Genomic DNA, 16,856 nt, shown 5'->3' on the forward strand with positions numbered 1-16,856 from the left:
CCCGAAAAGTTATCGCGTCGTAACGTTGAGAGACGGTTAAGCGGCGCCCGAGCGATCTGTGCCAAAGCGGACGGTCAGTCGGAAAACCCCTCCGAGGCGATGTTGAGGACGCGCCCGCAGTGCTTGCAATGCACCGCGTCGGCATCGTGCCGCTCGAGCCCGCAGGATGGACAGGCGTGATAGACCTTCGTGGGCCGGAACAGAGCCCGCGCGAGGTTCACGAACATGGCGACGCCGACAACCATTGTGACCACGGTCAGCATCCGCCCGACCGTATCGGTCATGATGATGTCGCCGAAGCCGGTCGTCGTCAGCGTTGTGACGGTGAAATAGAGGGCGTCGAGATAGTTGTTGATGCCCGGATTGCGGCCGTATTCCCACACGAAGACGACCGACGTGATCATCAGGATGAAGACGGCGAGGTTGACGCCCGCCCTCACCGCCTCCTCGTTCTCGCGGTAGGCGGGGAAGATCGCCGTGATTTCGCGCGACATGTAGGGCGACTGCAGGAAGCGCGAGATGCGCAGGAGGCGCAGGAACGCGAAGTTGTTGGCGAGCACCGGCACCACGAGCGAGAAGATGACGATCGCGTCGACAAGCGAGGCCCCGCGCAGCGGGAACCGCCAGGGCGTCGGCGCGATCGCCATGCGTGCCGCGTAGTCGACGGTCAGCACCGCCGCCACGAGATAATCGATCCAGTGGCGGTCCCCTTCCGGATAGATGACCGTGGCGATCAGAAAATAAAGGATGGTGACCGCATCGAAGCCGATCAGCCCGAGCCGGAACCAGAAGCTCGGCCGGCTGTCGCCGAAATAGAGGATGGCGAGGCGTCGGCGCCATTTCGCGCGCGGGGGCGAGACGGTTTCGGCGAGGGGACGCCGCCGTGCCACCTCCTGCGGTCGGCCTGCGCCTCTCTTCCTCGCCCCGCCCTGCGCCATGACGCCGTCAGGCCTGGCTCGCCGCCCTCGTGCCGAGCGCCGCCTGCGCCGCCGCAAGGCGAGCGATCGGCACGCGGTAGGGCGAGCAGGAGACGTAGTCGAGCCCGGCGCCCTCGCAGAAGCGGATCGAATCGGGGTCGCCGCCGTGCTCGCCGCAGATGCCGAGCTTGAGGTCGGAGCGCGCCGCCCGGCCGCGCTCGGCCGCGAGCTTCACGAGTTCGCCGACGCCCTCCTGGTCCAGCGTCACGAAGGGATCGGCGGGCAGGATGCCACCGGCCGTGTAGGTGCCGAGGAAGGACGCGGCGTCGTCGCGACTGATGCCGAGTGTCGTCTGGGTGAGGTCGTTGGTGCCGAAGGAGAAGAAGGCCGCCGTTTCGGCGATTTCGCCGGCGCGCAGCGCGGCCCGCGGCAGCTCGATCATGGTACCAACCTGATAGGGCACGGCGACCCCAGTCTCGGCCTTCACAGCCGCGGCCATGGCGTCGATGCGGCCCTTGACGAGGTCGAGCTCGGCCCGCGTCATGACGAGCGGCACCATGACCTCGACGGCGACGGGCTCGCCCGTGCGCCTGCCGGCTTCCACCGCCGCCTCGAAGATGGCCCGCGCCTGCATCTCGGCGATCTCGGGATAGCGTACCGCGAGGCGGCAGCCGCGGAAGCCGAGCATCGGGTTGAATTCGGAGAGTTCGCTGGCGCGGCGGCGCAGCTTGTCCTCGTCCACCTTGAGGCTCGCGGCCACCTCGGCGATTTCCGCGTCGGTGTGCGGCAGGAATTCGTGCAGCGGCGGGTCGAGCAGCCGGATCGTCACCGGCAGGCCCTGCATGATGGTGAAGAGCTCGACGAAATCGGCCCGCTGCATGGGCAGGAGCTTGGCGAGGGCGGCGCGGCGGCCGGCCTCGTCATCCGCGAGGATCATCTCGCGCACGGCGACGATGCGGTCGCCGTCGAAGAACATGTGCTCGGTGCGGCACAGGCCGATGCCCTCGGCGCCGAAGTTGCGCGCGGTCTTCGCGTCGAGCGGCGTTTCGGCATTCGCCCGCACCTTCATGCGGCGCACGCCGTCCGCCCAGCTCATGAGGGTGGCGAACTCGCCGGAGAGCTCGGGCTCGAGCATCTTCACCTCGCCCGCGAGCACCTGGCCGGTCGAGCCGTCGATGGTGACGACGTCGCCCTTGCTGAAGGTCTGGCCGGCGGCGAGCATCACACCGTTCCGGTAGTCGACGCGAACGGAGCCGGCGCCCGAGACGCAGGGCTTGCCCATGCCGCGGGCGACGACGGCGGCATGCGAGGTCATGCCGCCGCGGGTCGTGAGAATGCCCTCGGCCGCGTGCATGCCGTGGATGTCCTCCGGGCTCGTCTCGACACGCACGAGGATAACCTTGCGACCGGCCTTCTTCGCCTCCTCCGCGTCTTCGGACGAGAAGACGATCTCGCCGCAAGCCGCGCCGGGCGAAGCCGGCAGGCCGCTCGCGATGACGCGGCGCTCTGCCTTGGGGTCGATGGTCGGGTGCAGCAACTGGTCGAGCGCGAGCGGGTCGATGCGCGTGATCGCTTCCTCGCGCGAGATGAGGCCTTCGCTGGCGAGATCGACCGCGATCTTGAGCGCGGCTTTCGCCGTGCGCTTGCCCGAACGCGTCTGCAGCATCCACAGCTTGCCTTCCTCGACAGTGAACTCGAGATCCTGCATGTCGCGGTAGTGCCGCTCGAGCAGTTCGTAGATACGAACGAGCTCGGCATAGGCGGCCGGCATCGCCTGCTCCATCGACGGCCTGTCGGAGCCGGCGGCGAGGCGCGCCTTCTCGGTGATGTCCTGCGGCGTGCGGATACCCGCCACCACGTCCTCACCCTGGGCGTTGATGAGGAACTCGCCGTAGAGCTCCTTCTCGCCCGTCGACGGGTTGCGGGTGAAGGCGACGCCGGTCGCCGAGGTCTCGCCGCGGTTGCCGAAGACCATGGCCTGCACGTTGACAGCCGTGCCCCAGGAGGCGGGGATGGCGTGCAGCTCGCGGTACTTGATGGCGCGGTTGTTCATCCAGGAGCCGAAGACGGCGCCGATGGCGCCCCACAGCTGTTCCTTCGGATCCTGCGGGAAGGGCTTGCCGAGCTCCTTCGCCACGATCTCCTTGTAGCGGGCGACAAGCACCTGCCAGTCCTCGGCGAGGAGATCCGTGTCGAGGTCATAGCCTCTGCGCGCCTTGTAGTCCTCCAGCGCCTCCTCGAAATGGTGGTGCTCCACGCCGAGGACGACGTCGGAATACATGGTGATGAAGCGGCGGTAGCTGTCCCAGGCAAAGCGCGCATCGCCGGCCGCAGCGGCGACGGCAGCGACCGTGACGTCGTTGAGGCCGAGGTTGAGCACGGTGTCCATCATGCCCGGCATCGAGGCGCGGGCGCCGGAGCGGACCGAGACGAGCAGCGGGTTGCGTGCATCGCCGAAGGTCTTGCCGGTCAGGCGGCCGACATGGGCGAGCGCCTCCTCGACCTGGGCCGCGAGGTCGCCGGGATAGCTGCGCTCGTGATCGTAGTAATAGGTGCAGACTTCGGTGGTGATGGTGAAGCCGGGCGGCACCGGCAGCCCGAGGTTCGACATTTCCGCAAGGTTGGCGCCCTTGCCGCCGAGGAGGTTGCGCATCCCCGCCTCGCCTTCGGCCGTGCCATCGCCGAAGGTGTAGACCCATTTCGTCATCACCGACCCCGTTCGTGGTCACTCTTCGCGCCTGCAGCACAGGCGCTGAAGGCTTGGCCCATCCGGGCGCAAAAGGCAATGCGCCGAAGGACGGGTGAGTTCCTGCCGCTGCCGCTCAAATCGATTTTGACGGCGGCTCCGCATTGCGCGCTTTCGCCGCAGGCGCGCCCCCCTCCGCCTGGCCCAGCGCGACGATGAGGCGGGCGAGAAGCTCGGACAGTTGCTCGACCTCTCCGGGCGAGAAGGCGGAAAGGATGCGCCGCTCGTTGGCGACATGGTCGACCACGGCCGCATCGACCGTGGCGAGCCCCTTGTCCGTCAGGCGGACGATCACGGCACGTCGGTCCTGCGGCGACGGCTCGCGCGTGATGAAACCGTTCTTCTCCAGCCGGTCGAGACGGCTCGTCATGGTGCCGGAGGTGAGCATGAGCTGCGACCACAGCGCCGTCGGCGTCAGCGCATAGGGCGCCCCGGAGCGGCGCAGCGAGGCGAGCACGTCGAAATCGCCCCGGCCGAGGCCGTGATCGCGGAACACCGCCGCCAGCCGCTCGGAGAGCAGCTGCGCCGCCTGCGACAGCCGGCCGAGCGGCACCATCGGCGAAGGGTCGATGTCCGGCCGCTCCCGCCGCCACTGCTCCGCGATGCGCTCCGCACGCTCTGGCCCGATCGCCTCGTCCATCCCGTTTCACCCGCTTGACAGTTATCTTGAGTTCAAGATTATTAACTCAAAGATATTCTGCCGTCCGTGGCCGCCCTGCGCAAGGGCGCCCGATGACGCACTGCTCGAGGAACCCGCATGTCCACCGCACTCGCGCTGCTCGTCAGCGTCGGCTTTCTCATCGCCCTGACGGTCAATCTTGCCAAGGGCGCCGCTGCCATCGGCATCACCGGGCCGGAATTCGCCTTCTGGATGGCGCTCGGCGCGGGCGTCGTGCTGCTTGTGCTCGCCGCCGCCCGCGGCGAACGGCCGGCCCTGACGCGCGAACATCTCGTCTATTACGCGCTCGCCGGCCTTCTCGCCGTCGCGGCACCCAACTATATCGGCTTCGAGGTGGCGGCCCGGGCAGGTGCAGCCTATGCCTCGGTGCCCTATGCCCTGTCGCCGCTGATCACCTACGCCCTCGCCGTGTCCGTCAGGATCGACGCGCCGTCCGGCAAGCGCATCGCGGGACTGGTGCTCGGCTGCCTCGGCACGGCGCTCGTCGTCGCCAACATGATCGCGCGGGCCGACGGCACCTCGCCGGCCTGGCTGTTCGCCGCTTTGCTGGTGCCGCTCTCCGTCGCCTTCGGCAATGTGCATCGCACGCTCTACTGGCCGAAGGGCTCCGCGCCGATGGCGCTCGCCGCCGCCATGCTGCTCGCCGGCGCGCTGTGGCTCTCGCCCTTCGTGGCCGTCAACGGCACGCAACTCCTGGCACGCGGACCGGCGAGCGGGTCCGGCGCCATCATCGCGGCGCAGGTCGGCGTCTCGGCGCTGATGTACGTGCTTTACTTCCAGCTGCAGCGTGTCGCAGGGCCGGTCTATCTCAGCCAGATCGGCTATGTCGCGGCCGGCTTCGGCGTGGCCATCGCGGTCGCGGTCTTCGCCGAGACGGTGACGCTCGCGATGCTCGCCGGCCTCGCGCTCATCGCCGGCGGCGTCTTCCTCGTCACGCCCAGGCGCAGCCCGGCCTGATCAGAGTCGGCCGCCGAAGAGCCCGAGGATGCCGACGAGGATGAGGTAGAGCGCGACGATATAGTTGAGCAAGCGCGGCACGATGAGGATCAGCACGCCGGCGATGAGGGCGACCAGCGGCTGGATGACGATGAGATTGGCGGTCATGGCGCTCTCCTGTCAGGGCGTAGTGTCAAGCCCGACAGGCAACGCCGCGCAATCGCCGGTTGTTCCGGCGGTGGCCTTCAGTCCGCCGAACCGCCCTCACGCATCATGCCCGCGCTCGCGGGCGTTCAGCCCCAGGCGCGCATAAGGCGTGGATGGCAACAGCACCGCGCATGCGCGTTGCGTCTCCTGGAAGGGCCGCAAGTCGGACAAGCCCGCCTTGCGTTGAACAAGCCCGGCCATGCCGGCGGCGATCGAGGGCATTCGGTGATCAGCCCTCGATCCTGGAGAAATCCGCCACCTCGCGGGTCGCCTCGCGGATGGCGTTGAGCAGCTTCAGCCGGTTCTCGCGCAGGGCGGGATCCTCGGCATTGACCGTCACCTTGTCGAAGAAGGCATCGACCGCGGGGCGCAGCGCCGCGAGCGCCCGCATGGCGCCCTCAAAATCCTCACGCGCAACGGCTGCAGAGGCGTCGCGCCGCGCCGCATCGAGCGCCACGGCAAGGCCCTTCTCTTCGATCTGGCCGGCCCGGGCAATGAGCGCAAGGTCGGGCGCCCCGCCGTAGCTGCGCCCGTCCTTCTTCTCCTCGATGCGCAGGATGTTGGCGGCCCGCTTGTAGCCGGCGAGCAGGTTCCTGCCGTCCTCGGTGTCGAGGAAGCGGCCGAGCGCCTCCACGCGCCGGACGATGAGCACGAGGTCGTCCTGGCCCTCGAGCGCGAAGACGGCATCGATGAGGTCGTGCCGCGCACCCTTGTCACGCAGATAGACCTTGAGACGGTCGGCGAAGAAGGCGAGGAGGTCCTCGAGCGTCGAGACCTTCGGCGTGCCGGCCGGCAATTCGTAGCTCGACGTCAGCCGGCCGACGACGACGAGATCGTCGAGGAACTGCACGAGCTTCAGCCGGACGCCATTCTCCAGCACCAGCCGGATGACGCCGAGCGCCGCGCGCCTGAGCGCATACGGGTCCTTCGAGCCGGTCGGCTTCTCGTCGATGGACCAGAAGCCGACGAGGGTGTCGAGCTTGTCGGCGAGGGCCACCGCGATGCTGACCGGCGCGTCCGGCACTCGGTCCGACGGGCCCTGCGGCTTGTAATGGTCCTCGACGGCGGCGGCGACCGCCGCATCCTCGCCCTGCTCGGTGGCATAATAGCGACCCATGAGGCCCTGCAGTTCGGGGAACTCGCCGACCATCTCGCTGACGAGATCAGCCTTGGCGAGGCGTGCGGCCCGCTCGGCCTTGTCCGCATCGGCCCCGACGATCGGGGCAAGCTCGCGCGCCAGCGCGGCGAGGCGCGCGACGCGCTCGCCCTGGGTGCCAAGCTTCTCGTGGAAGACGATCGAATCGAGCTTCGGCAGCCGGTCTTCCAGCCTCGTGCGCTTGTCCGTCTCCCAGAAGAACTTGGCGTCCGACAGGCGGGCGCGCACCACGCGGCCGTTGCCGGCGACGATGGCCGCGCCGCCGTCCTTCGCCTCGACGTTGGACACGAGGATGAAGCGGTTGGCGAGCTTGCCCGTCTTGCCGTCGCGCAGCACGAAACATTTCTGGTTGGCGCGGATGGTGGCGCGGATCACCTCCGGCGGCACGGCGAGAAAGTCCTCGTCGAAGGAGCCCATCAGCACGACCGGCCACTCGACGAGGCCGGCCACCTCTTCCAGCAGCCCCTCGTCCTCGACGAGCTCGAGCCCCTGCGCGAAGGCGAGATTCCTCGCCTCGTTGAGGATGATGTCCTTGCGCCGGTCAAGGTCGAGCACGACCTTGGCCTGTTCCAGCGACGTGACGTAGTCGTCGTAGCGGCGCACGAGGATGAGGCCCGGCGCCATGAAGCGGTGGCCGAAGGTCACGTCCGAGGAGGCGATGCCGCCCACCTCGAAGCGCACCACGTCCGGCATCTCGGTCTCGGGGCCGAAGGTGCACAGGATGGAGTGCAGCGGCCGCACCCAGCGCAGCGCGCCCGGCTCCGCGGAGGCTTTGCCCCAGCGCATCGACTTCGGCCAGGGGAAGCTGCGGATGACGTCGGGCACGATCTCGGCGACGACCTCGGGCGTGTCGCGGCCCGGGCGCTCGATGACGGCGACGTAGAACTCGCCCTTCTTCGGGTCGGCGACGACCTTCGCCTCGTCGAGAGAGACGAGGCCGGCGCTGTTCAGGAAACCCTGCACGGCGCTCTCGGGCGCGCCGACGCGAGGGCCCTTCTTCTCCTCGCGCACGTCCGGCTGCCGGGCCGGCAGGCCGACGACCTGCAGGGCGAGCCGGCGCGGCGTCACATAGGCCCTGGCGCCCTCATAGACGAGGCCACGCTCGACGAGCGCGTCGGTGACGAGCTTCTTCAGGTCCTCCGCCGCCTTGCGCTGCATGCGGGCAGGGATTTCTTCGCAGAAGAGTTCGAGGAGAAGATCGGGCATAGTTCCGTCAATCTTGCCGCTTCACGAGGAGGCCATGGGTAACACCACCTTCGGCAGCGAACATGCCGTCGATGACGTCGTAAAATTCACTGTCGTCTTTCTCGTATCTGCGCCAAAGCGCATATGACACGAGATCGGCGAACTGAACGAGACACGAGGCAGCCGAGTCGACGAAAAACGGCACATCTGCAAGGTTGTGTAACTTGCCATTGCGATGCCCGGAAAATCGGAACTCGGTCGTCAGCGCCTGAATGCGCGTCTCCATTGTCGACTTGTCGAAGACGATGAGCCCGCGCTGGGAATTGCCGTCGAGATGCATGCGCCGGAGTGTCTTGTCAAAGCGAGATGCAATCTCTTCAAAAGCATATTCCACCGGATCTTCGGGGCTCACGGCTGCCTTATCGACGACAACACCGAAAAGCGCCCATTGCCCATAGAGCCTGCGAACGCAGGCGAGCGCATCCAGCAGCACGGTGCGGCGACGGCTCTGGGGAAATTTCCGCCAGTAACCGCGCCCGGCAAGAATCTGATTGCCGTGAAATTCGAGCTTCTTCGGCTCGGGGTGGTCGAGCGTCGCGGCGAGCTTGTCGAGCTCGGTTTCAAGATAGAAGGTCTGGCGCTCGAAGACGCTCACCCCCGCCAGAACGAAATGTCGCTCGGCGGCATTCTTGGGTGATCCGGCGTCGTCGAGATAGAGGATGTGCATAAGAAAAGCAGCCGAGTGAACACCTGGTTCAGCGGACCGCATAGGGCAGCCCTCTCGACCGCATGTCTGATATGACGACAGACGGTCGAGAAATCAAGGGACGTTGTATCTCACATTCCGCCCCCTTCCGTCGCCAGCCATGCCGCGCCGCAAGCCTTGGCGAGCTCGCGCACGCGCAAGATGTAGCTCTGGCGCTCGGTGACCGAGATGACGCCGCGAGCGTCGAGCAGATTGAAGACGTGGCTCGCCTTGATGCACTGGTCATAGGCCGGCAGGGCGAGCTTGTGGCGCCTGTCGTTGTCGCCGTCGCCCGCCGTGCCCGCCGCGATCAGGCGGCGGCATTCCTCCTCCGCGTCCTTGAAGTGGCGGAAGAGCATCTCGGTGTCGGCATGTTCGAAGTTGTGGCGCGAATATTCCTGCTCGGCCTGCAGGAAGATCTCGCCATAGGTGACCTTGTTCGCCCCCTCGCCACCGTTGAAGTTGAGGTCGTAGACGTTCTCCACGCCCTGGACATACATGGCGAGGCGCTCGAGCCCGTAGGTCAGCTCGCCCGCCACCGGCGCGCATTCGAAGCCCGCCACCTGCTGAAAGTAGGTGAACTGGCTCACCTCCATGCCATCGCACCAGCACTCCCAGCCGAGGCCCCAGGCGCCGAGCGTCGGGCTTTCCCAGTCGTCCTCGACGAAACGGATGTCGTGCAGCGCCGGATCGATGCCGATGGCATAGAGCGACTGCAGGTAGAGGTCCTGCAGGTCCTTCGGGCTCGGCTTCAGGATGACCTGGAACTGATAGTAATGCTGCAGGCGGTTGGGGTTTTCGCCGTAGCGCCCGTCCTTAGGCCGGCGTGAGGGCTGCACGTAGGCCGCCCGCCAGGGCTTGGGGCCAAGCGCCCTCAGCGTCGTCGCCGGATGGAAGGTGCCGGCTCCAACCTCCATGTCGTAGGGCTGCAGGATGACGCAGCCGCGCTCCGCCCAGAAGCGCTGCAGGGTGAGGATCAGCCCCTGGAAGGATCGCGCGGGGCTCATGTGGCTATCAGTCATCCGTTCGGCCGCGCTCATCGCCGCCCCTTCATCGAGAACATCCGTCCGCCCGCAGGCGGGATCGCGGCAACCTAGCCGCCAGACCTTTCAAGTCAACGGCTTCCTCTGCGCATGAAGGCACCTTCCCCCGGCTCACCCCATGGTTGCAGGCCAGGTGCAGCGGCGCACATCGCCAGGACGAGGCGCAGGGCATGCTCCTGTCGTCGGCGGAACGAACCGCCTACGGAACCGGAGAACGGCCATGACGACCATGACGGAGACCACGCGGGCCACCATGCTCGCCCTCGCCATCGCCACAGGCGCCGCCGGGATGCTCACCCTCAACGCCGCGTCCCCTACCCTCGCCCAGTCCGCCGGCGGCGGACAGGGCGGTGGCGGCGGTGGCGGAGCCGGCGGCCTGGGCAGCTCCGGCGAGGGCGGCAACGATCATGAGATCTACCGTCGCATCCTGGCGCGAGACCGCCTCACCCGCGCCAGCAGTTCCAATTGCCAGCCGGGCGCGGCCTGCAACAGGCGCGTACCGCCGCGTCGACCGCCGCAGCTGCAGGCCGCAAGCGCCGACGATAGCTGCGGCATGCCGCTGCGCGTCGTCTATGACCGCAACGGCCATGCCCTCTGGTACGCCTGCCAACCTCTCCCGCAGCGCTGAACAATCGGAAATCGGGGCCCCCGCCATGCGCACGTTGCTCGCCATCACCGCCCTTGCCGCGCTTTCCGCGGCGCTGACACCCCTCGCCGTCAGCGCCATGGGCAGGGGGCCAGTCATGACGGAGACCGACGGCTCGCCGGCGGTCTCCCGCTCCGGACGGTCGCAGACCGCACCGTGCCTCAAGCCGATCCGGGTGGTCTATGGCGGCTACGGGGAGCCGGTGGTCTGCCGCGACCGCTGAGCGGCCTCTAAAGGCCGAAGCGTCCCCAGCGCGCCCGCTCCTCCAGCGCGGCGACAACTTCGGCAGGATCGACGAAGGCCGAGGCCTCAGACCTGCCCAGGAGCCCACGTGAGAACAGCGATCGCCGGTCGGCGACCAGCGGCAGGCGCACGTTGTCGCCGAAGCGCTGGCGCATCACCGAACGGAGATCGCCGATGCCGTCGATGATGCCAAGGTCGAGGGCTTCCTGCGCCGACCAGAAGGCGCCCGAAAAGAGCTCGTCGTCGCTGCCATGGAGGCGGGCGCCGCGCCGCTCGCGCACGATGGCGATGAACTTGCGATGGATCTCGGCCTGGATGTCCTTGAGGCGTGCCACGTCTTCCGGCCGCTCGGGCCGGAACGGGTCGAGGATCATCTTGCGGTCGCCCGCCGTGTAGACGCGCCGCTCTATGCCGAGGCGCTCAATGAGCCTGTCGAAGCCGAATCCAGCCGAGACGACGCCGATGGAGCCGACGAGCGAGAAGGAATCGGCGAAGATCTCGTCGGCCGCGAGCAAAAGCATGTAGCCGCCCGAAGCGGCGATATCCTCGGCGAAGGCGAAGACCGGCACTTCCTTCTCGTCGGCCAGGGCGCGCACACGCTGCATGATGAGATGCGACTGCACCGGTGACCCACCCGGCGAATTGACGATGAGGGCCACCGCCGCGACATCGCCGAAGCCGAACGCCGTCTCGAGCGATCTCGCCACGGATTCGAGGGTGATGTTGGAGCGCAGCGGCATGGGCATGCCGATGGTGCCCTGCAGGCGCACGACCGGTACCAGCGGCTGGCGGGCGCGGAAGCGTGCGGGCAGGAAGCGTCTCAGAAACAGGGGCGCTGAAACCATGGCACCTTGCGGGATGGCAGTGCAGGGCCGCCAGCATAGCCGCCCCCCGGGGGGAAACAAGGCGCGGATGTTTCCATACATCGTCGGTTCATGTGCCATCACCCATGATGTCCGGGATTTCGCCGGAAAGGCTCCGCCCGAAGCCGGCGAGGAAGGAGGAAGTGATGTTCCGCATGAGCAGGATCGGTGCAGCGGCGCTGTTTGCCGCTCTTCTCGGCCTGACGGCCGCCCAGCCGGCAGCGGCAAGCCCGCTCGCCACCTCGCAGGGCGCCAGCCAGCTGGCCACGACGGCGACAGGCGTCGAGAAAGTGCAGTACTACTACGGCCCGCCACGCCGCTATTGGGGACACCCGCGATATCACCGCCGCCACTGGCGCGGGCATCGCTGGCGCGACGGCCGCTACTGGGGACCGCCGCCGCGGTCGCGCGTCGTCTGCCGCACCGTCTTCACCGATTGGGGACCGCGCCGCGTTTGCCGCAGGTGGTGACCATCAGCCCATCGCGACGGACGCCCTGCCCCGATGCACGGCGTCCGCCTCCGGCGTGAAGCGTCCATCCGGCTCGTGGAGCACGAAGCCGGGCAGCAGCCGCAGCGGGGCGCGACTGCCCCTGCGGGCAGCGACGAGCAGCCGTACGGCAGGCCTGTCAGGGCGGGGGTGGACCGGGCGCACGACAATGTCACCGAAGCGGCCTGCCAGCGCCGCAAGGAGCCCGGCGAGCCCGTCCGCCCGGTGAATGAGAACGAGGCGTCCGTCCGGCACGAGCACGTCTGCAGCGGCGCGCAACCATCCCACAAGAGCGGCGTCGGCCATGACGTGCGCTGCCCGGCGCGCCGCATCGGGCGAGTTCCGCACCCGCCCCGCGGGCCAGAAGGGCGGATTCGTCGCCACGAGATCGGCCGAACATGCGGACAGTCCAGCCTTCCGCCGCATGGCGGCCGGCGCAAGGATATCGGCCTCGCATACCGAGAAGCGGCCTTCGAACCCGTTGAGCACAACATTGCGCCGCGCCAGCGCAGCGAGCGCCGGATCGTTCTCGACGAGCACGACGCGGCAAGACGGGTGAAGCGCCGCGACCATGAGGCCGACGGCACCGACGCCGGCACCGAAATCGGCCACCGTCTCCGCGCCCACCGCACCGCACGCCGCCGCCAGCAGCACGGCATCCGACCCGGCCCGGTGACCCTTGCGAGGCTGCACGAGCCGCAGGCGCCCGTCGAGCATGGCATCCTCGGTCACGTCGCCGCAAGCGGCCGGCTCCCCGTCATGCATCGCGCAGCTCTGCCGCAAACCCCGCATCGCCGAGAAGGCGGCGCGCCCGGACCTCCTCGTCATCGGCAACGAGCAGGCGCCGCTGGAAGGCGCCGATTGATCCCTCGAGGATGCTCATATGCGCATCGGCGACGAAACAGGGGATGTCGGCGGCCTTGAGAAGCGCCTCGGCAGCCCCCAGAAGCACGATATCGTTGGTGCGCATGAGTTCCTTCATTCCCCCGCCTTCCTGCGCCCGGGAGCCTGGCCGGTCCCGCCTTGCGGCAACGGGGCCCGTTGCGGCCCGTCATTGGTGCGTGCAAGGTGCAGCAAATATCGCTATTTGTCGCGGCTGCTGGTGGCGTCAAGTTGGAGGAAGAGAGCGTGGGTGTCGTCGTCCCCATGGAGGAGCGCACGCGGGAGCAGACCGGTATAGACAGGCTGGTGGCGCTGGTCTCCCCCGGCATGGCCCGCGTCAACCAGATGATCCTGTCGCGGACAGGTTCGGACGTGGCGATGATTCCCGAGGTCGCCAACCATCTCATCTCTTCCGGCGGCAAGCGCCTGCGCCCGATGCTGACGCTCGCCACCGCCCAGCTCTGCGGCTACGAAGGCGACGGCGATGTCAAGCTCGCCGCGAGCGTCGAGTTCATGCATACCGCGACGCTGCTGCACGACGACGTGGTGGACGAGAGTGACATGCGCCGCGGCAAGCTCGCCGCCCGCATGGTGTGGGGCAACGAGGCGAGCGTGCTCGTCGGCGATTTCCTGCTCGGCCAGGCCTTCAAGATGATGGTCGAGGTCGGCTCGCTCGATGCGCTCGCCGTGCTCGCCGATGCGGCGGCCGTCATCGCCGAGGGCGAGGTGTGGCAGCTGTCGGCAGCCAAGAACCTTGCCACCACCGAGCAGGGCTATCTTGCCGTGGTGGAGGCGAAGACGGCCGCGCTCTTTGCCGCCGCCTGCGAGGTCGGCCCCATTCTCGCCGCCCGCCCGGCCCATGAGCGGGCCGCCTGCCGCAGCTACGGCACCAGCCTCGGCATCGCCTTCCAGCTCATCGACGACGCGCTCGACTACGGCGGCTCCAGCGCCAGCCTCGGCAAGAACGTCGGCGACGACTTCCGCGAGGGCAAGATCACTCTGCCCGTCGTGCTCTCACTCGCGCGGGGCGACGAGGCCGAGCGCGCCTTCTGGCACCGCACGCTGGAGAAGGGCGAGGTGCGCGACGAGGACCTCGCCGAGGCGCAGCGCATCATGCGCCGCCACGGGGCCATCGACGACACCATCGCGCGGGCCCGCACCTATGGCGATGCTGCTTGCGAGGCGCTGTCCACCTTCCCTGACGGGCCGATGAAGACGGCGCTCCTCGACGCCGTCGCCTTCTGCATCGCCCGCGCCTACTGACCGTCAGCGCAGAGAGGTCGCGCGCGCCCACCAAGCCGGGCGCGCGGCGGCGATCGCGCGGCGCCCACGCGCTGCGGCACGGCAATCGTCGAACAGGCCGAAGACGGTCGCGCCCGAGCCTGACATGCGGGCGAGCCGGCACTCCGGCAGGCTGCGCAGCAGGGCGAGAGCTTCCGCGATCGCCGGCGACAGCGACCTCGCCGGCGCCTCAAGATCGTTGCGCGCCTTGGCGAGCACGGCGAGAACCTCGCTCCGGCCACATCCGTCAGCCGGCGCCACCGGCTGCAGTGTCGGCTCCCTCATCGTACCGGCACGAAGCCCGAGGCCGCGAAAGACGTCGGCCGTCGCCACCGGCGTGCGCGGATTGACGAGGACGGCGAAGAGCCGCGGCAGGCCGAGCGGCGGTGCGAGGACATCGCCGATGCCGGCCATGACCCGCGCCCGGCCGTCGAGGCAGACGGGCACGTCCGCGCCCGTCGCAACGGCGGCGGCGCGGATGGCCGGGTCGTCGAGGCCGAGGCCGTTGAGCCGCGCCATGAGGCGCAGCGCCGCCGCCGCGTCGGACGAACCGCCGCCGAGGCCGGCCGCAACCGGCAGGCGCTTGTCGAGATGGAAATGTCCGGCCACGAGGCCCGGCCGCCGGGCCATGAGATGGTGCACGGCCCGCAGCACGAGGTTGTCCTGCCCGCCACCCGCAGCCTCCGCGCCCGGGCCGGAGACCGTGAGACCGAGCGGCCGGACGGGATCGAGCGACAGGCGGTCGCCGCAGCCGGCGAAGGCGACGAGGCTTTCGAGCAGATGATAGCCATCCGCCCGCCGGCCGGTGACGTGCAGCGACAGGTTCACCTTGGCCGGCGCACGCTCGACGAGGAGATGGCCGGCGGGAGTGGGAGGAAGGTGCGGCTGCACGGTCATGAGCGGTTATCGGACTGCAGCCGGGTTCCTATTTCCTGAGGGAGTACTGACGCTGACATCTCCCTCTCCGCCGGCCGGGAGAAGGAGACGTACCACGGCGCCGTCATCCGAAAGCCCGTCCACTCACCCGCCGTTCTTCGGCTTCTCGACGGCCTCGGCGGCCGCGGGCTTTTCTTCGTCAGGCAGGCCCTTCTCGATCTTCTCGAGGATCTTGACGAGGTCCTCGGGCTCAGGGTCGAGGTCGCGCGCGTGGTTCCACTGGAACTTCGCCTCGAGCTTGCGGCCCGTGCGCCAGTAGGCGTCACCGAGGTGGTCGTTGATCGTGGGGTCGGACGGGCGCAGCTCGATGGCGCGCTCCAGCTCACGCACCGCATCGTCGTAGCGCCCGAGGCGGTAATAGGCCCAGCCGAGGCTGTCGACGATATAGCCGTCCCGCGGCCTGAGCTCGACGGCCCGCTTCAGCATCTCGAAGGCCTCGTCGAGGTTCATGTGCCGGTCGACCCACGAATAGCCGAGATAGTTGAGCACGAGCGCCCGGTCGCTGCCGACGCTCTCGGGCGCGAGTTCCAGCGCCTTCTTGAAGTCCGCTTCGGCCTTCGGCCATTCCTTCGAGCGCTCGTAGGCGATGCCGCGGAAGTAGAAGAGCGTCCAGCGCGACTGGTCGGGCGTGCCGATGGCCTCGACGGCGCGGGTGTAGACCTCGGCCGCCGCTGCGAAGTCCTTGCGCGAGCGCAGGAGGTTGCCGAGCGCGATCAGGCCCTCGACATCGTCCGGATTGGCGGCGATCAGTTCCTCGAGATGCTTCTGGGCCCTGTCCTTCTCGCCCATGAGCTCCAGCGAGACGGCAATCTGGATGTCGATGCTCGACCTGAGCGGCGAGTTCGCCGGCATCGTCTCGAAAACCTCGATGGCCGAAGCATATTGCTTGAGCCGCTCCAGCATGTCGCCGAGCGTGACGATGGCAAGCTCGTGCTTCGGTGCGAGGAAGGTCGCAAGGCGCAGATAGATGAGCGCCGCAATCTCATCGCCTTGGCTGTTGCCCGCAGCCCCAAGGCCGTAGAGCACCTCGGCCGCTCCCTCCTGGGTGTTGGCGATGAGCGACGACAGGCGCTCCCCGGCCTCGAGCCGCTGCAGCGCGTCTTGCACGATGGGGTTGCGGGGGAGCAGCCGGTCGAAGGCCTCATAGACGCGCCGGGCCTCCTCCGCCTCGCCGCGCACGGACAGAAGCCGCCCGTAGGCATCGACGACGCGCAGCGTCGTGCGCTCCACGTCGTAGGCCGCCTTCAGCCGGTTTTCCGCCTCTCGGCGATTGCCGCCGACAGCGGCGATGAGGCCCGCGTGATAGTCGCGGAAGACGTTGTAGGAATTTTCGCCCTTGAGCCGCTCGACCGTGTCGAGCGCGCGGCGCAGGTTGCCCGAGCCCACCCAGGACCAGGCCGACAGCAGGGTCGCCGTCAGGTCCGCCGCGCGGCCGCGCCCGCCGCTGCCGAGATACTTGCGCGCGGTGACATAGCGCCGCGCCTTCATCGCCTCGACACCGAGGGCAAGGCGCGCAAGGCCGTTGTTGGCGTCGCGCTGCAGCAGCTGGCGCGCGGCCGAGAAGGCCTCCTCCATATCGCCGTTGGCGAGCAGCGCGACGAAGGCGCGCTCCAGGAGTTCCGGATTGCGGGGATCGTCCCGCAACGCCTCGCGGAAGTAGAGCGCCGCCGCCCGCGTGTCGCGCGCCGATCCGGCGACCACTGCGGCGAGATAGTTGCCCTCGACGCTCTCGGCCGGCCCGGGCAGGCTGTCGATGGCGAGTTCCACGTCCTCAGCCTTGGCCGAGAGCGTGCCCGGCTGCCCGAAGGCCATGACGGAAAAGATGCAGCAAGCCGAAATGGCAATGCGCGAGAAGCGCCTGAAGGTCATGTGAATCACGTGTTCTCTTGCCGCCCTTGCGCCG

18 protein-coding genes are annotated in these 16,856 nt (G+C 68.4%); 5 read left to right on the forward strand and 13 right to left on the reverse strand.

What is annotated here, in order from left to right:
- Positions 1–74: 74 nt before the first annotated feature.
- The 3 genes from P2T65_RS10925 to P2T65_RS10935 all read right to left on the reverse strand — a co-directional run bounded on the left by P2T65_RS10925 (position 75) and on the right by P2T65_RS10935 (position 4,303).
- Positions 75–890, reverse strand: coding sequence for a potassium channel family protein (locus tag P2T65_RS10925; RefSeq protein WP_245316310.1), 816 nt, complete (start codon positions 888–890; stop codon positions 75–77).
- A gap of 55 nt (positions 891–945) precedes the next feature.
- Positions 946–3,624: a pyruvate, phosphate dikinase gene (gene ppdK, locus P2T65_RS10930; protein ID WP_276199778.1), complete on the reverse strand. Its 2,679-nt coding sequence runs from the start codon at positions 3,622–3,624 to the stop codon at positions 946–948.
- A 115-nt stretch (positions 3,625–3,739) separates the two neighbouring features.
- Complete coding sequence (locus P2T65_RS10935; RefSeq protein WP_071923518.1) at positions 3,740–4,303, reverse strand: MarR family transcriptional regulator; 564 nt, start codon at positions 4,301–4,303, stop codon at positions 3,740–3,742.
- 117 nt (positions 4,304–4,420) lie between these two features.
- Between P2T65_RS10935 and P2T65_RS10940 the strand changes: the two genes are divergently transcribed.
- Positions 4,421–5,299, forward strand: coding sequence for a DMT family transporter (locus P2T65_RS10940; protein ID WP_055459213.1), 879 nt, complete (start codon positions 4,421–4,423; stop codon positions 5,297–5,299).
- On the opposite strand, the gene P2T65_RS10945 is transcribed toward P2T65_RS10940, so the two are convergent.
- The 5 genes from P2T65_RS10945 to P2T65_RS10965 form a co-directional block, all read right to left on the reverse strand.
- Entirely contained in the window at positions 5,300–5,446 is a 147-nt protein-coding gene (locus tag P2T65_RS10945) for a DUF3096 domain-containing protein (protein ID WP_019401147.1), read from the reverse strand. It abuts the gene before it with no gap.
- 96 nt (positions 5,447–5,542) lie between these two features.
- On the reverse strand, positions 5,543–5,707 hold the full coding sequence (locus P2T65_RS10950) for a hypothetical protein (RefSeq protein ID WP_157672329.1): 165 nt from the start codon (positions 5,705–5,707) through the stop codon (positions 5,543–5,545).
- Between the two features lie 7 nt (positions 5,708–5,714).
- Positions 5,715–7,847, reverse strand: a complete 2,133-nt coding sequence (gene glyS / locus P2T65_RS10955; RefSeq protein ID WP_071923516.1) for a glycine--tRNA ligase subunit beta — start codon at positions 7,845–7,847, stop codon at positions 5,715–5,717.
- A 7-nt stretch (positions 7,848–7,854) separates the two neighbouring features.
- Positions 7,855–8,553, reverse strand: a complete 699-nt coding sequence (locus P2T65_RS10960) for a DUF3800 domain-containing protein (protein WP_071923515.1) — start codon at positions 8,551–8,553, stop codon at positions 7,855–7,857.
- Between the two features lie 110 nt (positions 8,554–8,663).
- The gene (locus tag P2T65_RS10965) at positions 8,664–9,578 is read right to left on the reverse strand and encodes a glycine--tRNA ligase subunit alpha (protein ID WP_186438029.1); all 915 of its coding nucleotides are present in this window, start codon (positions 9,576–9,578) and stop codon (positions 8,664–8,666) included.
- A gap of 256 nt (positions 9,579–9,834) precedes the next feature.
- Here P2T65_RS10965 and P2T65_RS10970 point away from each other — a divergent pair, with 256 nt between their 5' ends.
- A complete protein-coding gene (locus tag P2T65_RS10970) occupies positions 9,835–10,242 on the forward strand; it encodes a hypothetical protein (RefSeq protein ID WP_055459215.1) in 408 nt (135 codons plus the stop codon).
- Between the two features lie 25 nt (positions 10,243–10,267).
- The gene (locus tag P2T65_RS10975; RefSeq protein ID WP_055459216.1) at positions 10,268–10,483 is read left to right on the forward strand and encodes a hypothetical protein; all 216 of its coding nucleotides are present in this window, start codon (positions 10,268–10,270) and stop codon (positions 10,481–10,483) included.
- A 7-nt stretch (positions 10,484–10,490) separates the two neighbouring features.
- On the opposite strand, the gene P2T65_RS10980 is transcribed toward P2T65_RS10975, so the two are convergent.
- Entirely contained in the window at positions 10,491–11,348 is an 858-nt protein-coding gene (locus P2T65_RS10980; RefSeq protein WP_055459217.1) for a S49 family peptidase, read from the reverse strand.
- A 173-nt stretch (positions 11,349–11,521) separates the two neighbouring features.
- On the opposite strand from P2T65_RS10980, the gene P2T65_RS10985 reads away from it, so the two are divergent.
- Positions 11,522–11,836, forward strand: a complete 315-nt coding sequence (locus P2T65_RS10985) for a hypothetical protein (protein ID WP_276199779.1) — start codon at positions 11,522–11,524, stop codon at positions 11,834–11,836.
- A gap of 3 nt (positions 11,837–11,839) precedes the next feature.
- Here P2T65_RS10985 and P2T65_RS10990 read toward each other — a convergent pair whose 3' ends face one another.
- Both P2T65_RS10990 and P2T65_RS10995 read right to left on the reverse strand, forming a co-directional pair.
- The gene (locus tag P2T65_RS10990) at positions 11,840–12,619 is read right to left on the reverse strand and encodes a methyltransferase (RefSeq protein WP_055459219.1); all 780 of its coding nucleotides are present in this window, start codon (positions 12,617–12,619) and stop codon (positions 11,840–11,842) included.
- Positions 12,612–12,836 carry a DUF2007 domain-containing protein gene (locus tag P2T65_RS10995; RefSeq protein WP_055459220.1) on the reverse strand — a complete coding sequence of 75 codons (225 nt, stop codon included), beginning with the start codon at positions 12,834–12,836 and terminating at the stop codon, positions 12,612–12,614. The genes P2T65_RS10990 and P2T65_RS10995 overlap by 8 nt, the downstream gene beginning before the upstream one ends.
- A gap of 146 nt (positions 12,837–12,982) precedes the next feature.
- Here P2T65_RS10995 and P2T65_RS11000 point away from each other — a divergent pair, with 146 nt between their 5' ends.
- Positions 12,983–13,999, forward strand: a complete 1,017-nt coding sequence (locus tag P2T65_RS11000; RefSeq protein WP_055459221.1) for a polyprenyl synthetase family protein — start codon at positions 12,983–12,985, stop codon at positions 13,997–13,999.
- A 3-nt stretch (positions 14,000–14,002) separates the two neighbouring features.
- On the opposite strand, the gene P2T65_RS11005 is transcribed toward P2T65_RS11000, so the two are convergent.
- Both P2T65_RS11005 and P2T65_RS11010 read right to left on the reverse strand, forming a co-directional pair.
- Positions 14,003–14,914 carry a 4-(cytidine 5'-diphospho)-2-C-methyl-D-erythritol kinase gene (locus P2T65_RS11005; protein WP_276199780.1) on the reverse strand — a complete coding sequence of 304 codons (912 nt, stop codon included), beginning with the start codon at positions 14,912–14,914 and terminating at the stop codon, positions 14,003–14,005.
- Between the two features lie 123 nt (positions 14,915–15,037).
- The gene (locus P2T65_RS11010; protein ID WP_055459223.1) at positions 15,038–16,822 is read right to left on the reverse strand and encodes a tetratricopeptide repeat protein; all 1,785 of its coding nucleotides are present in this window, start codon (positions 16,820–16,822) and stop codon (positions 15,038–15,040) included.
- Positions 16,823–16,856: the final 34 nt, after the last annotated feature.

Source organism: Chelatococcus sp. XZ-Ab1, assembly GCF_029309855.1.
Lineage (GTDB): Bacteria > Pseudomonadota > Alphaproteobacteria > Rhizobiales > Beijerinckiaceae > Chelatococcus_A > Chelatococcus_A sambhunathii.

Bases quoted from the DNA above. Each gene is read 5' to 3' on its own strand.
- ppdK (WP_276199778.1), bottom strand. From the start codon at position 3,624: ATGACGAAATGGGTCTACACCTTCGGCGATGGCACGGCCGAAGGCGAG.
- P2T65_RS10935 (WP_071923518.1), bottom strand. From the start codon at position 4,303: ATGGACGAGGCGATCGGGCCAGAGCGTGCGGAGCGCATCGCGGAGCAG.
- P2T65_RS10940 (WP_055459213.1), top strand. From the start codon at position 4,421: ATGTCCACCGCACTCGCGCTGCTCGTCAGCGTCGGCTTTCTCATCGCC.
- P2T65_RS10945 (WP_019401147.1), bottom strand. From the start codon at position 5,446: ATGACCGCCAATCTCATCGTCATCCAGCCGCTGGTCGCCCTCATCGCC.
- P2T65_RS10950 (WP_157672329.1), bottom strand. From the start codon at position 5,707: ATGCCCTCGATCGCCGCCGGCATGGCCGGGCTTGTTCAACGCAAGGCG.
- glyS (WP_071923516.1), bottom strand. From the start codon at position 7,847: ATGCCCGATCTTCTCCTCGAACTCTTCTGCGAAGAAATCCCTGCCCGC.
- P2T65_RS10960 (WP_071923515.1), bottom strand. From the start codon at position 8,553: ATGCACATCCTCTATCTCGACGACGCCGGATCACCCAAGAATGCCGCC.
- P2T65_RS10965 (WP_186438029.1), bottom strand. From the start codon at position 9,578: ATGAGCCCCGCGCGATCCTTCCAGGGGCTGATCCTCACCCTGCAGCGC.
- P2T65_RS10970 (WP_055459215.1), top strand. From the start codon at position 9,835: ATGACGACCATGACGGAGACCACGCGGGCCACCATGCTCGCCCTCGCC.
- P2T65_RS10975 (WP_055459216.1), top strand. From the start codon at position 10,268: ATGCGCACGTTGCTCGCCATCACCGCCCTTGCCGCGCTTTCCGCGGCG.
- P2T65_RS10980 (WP_055459217.1), bottom strand. From the start codon at position 11,348: ATGGTTTCAGCGCCCCTGTTTCTGAGACGCTTCCTGCCCGCACGCTTC.
- P2T65_RS10985 (WP_276199779.1), top strand. From the start codon at position 11,522: ATGAGCAGGATCGGTGCAGCGGCGCTGTTTGCCGCTCTTCTCGGCCTG.
- P2T65_RS10990 (WP_055459219.1), bottom strand. From the start codon at position 12,619: ATGCATGACGGGGAGCCGGCCGCTTGCGGCGACGTGACCGAGGATGCC.
- P2T65_RS10995 (WP_055459220.1), bottom strand. From the start codon at position 12,836: ATGAAGGAACTCATGCGCACCAACGATATCGTGCTTCTGGGGGCTGCC.
- P2T65_RS11005 (WP_276199780.1), bottom strand. From the start codon at position 14,914: ATGACCGTGCAGCCGCACCTTCCTCCCACTCCCGCCGGCCATCTCCTC.
- P2T65_RS11010 (WP_055459223.1), bottom strand. From the start codon at position 16,822: ATGACCTTCAGGCGCTTCTCGCGCATTGCCATTTCGGCTTGCTGCATC.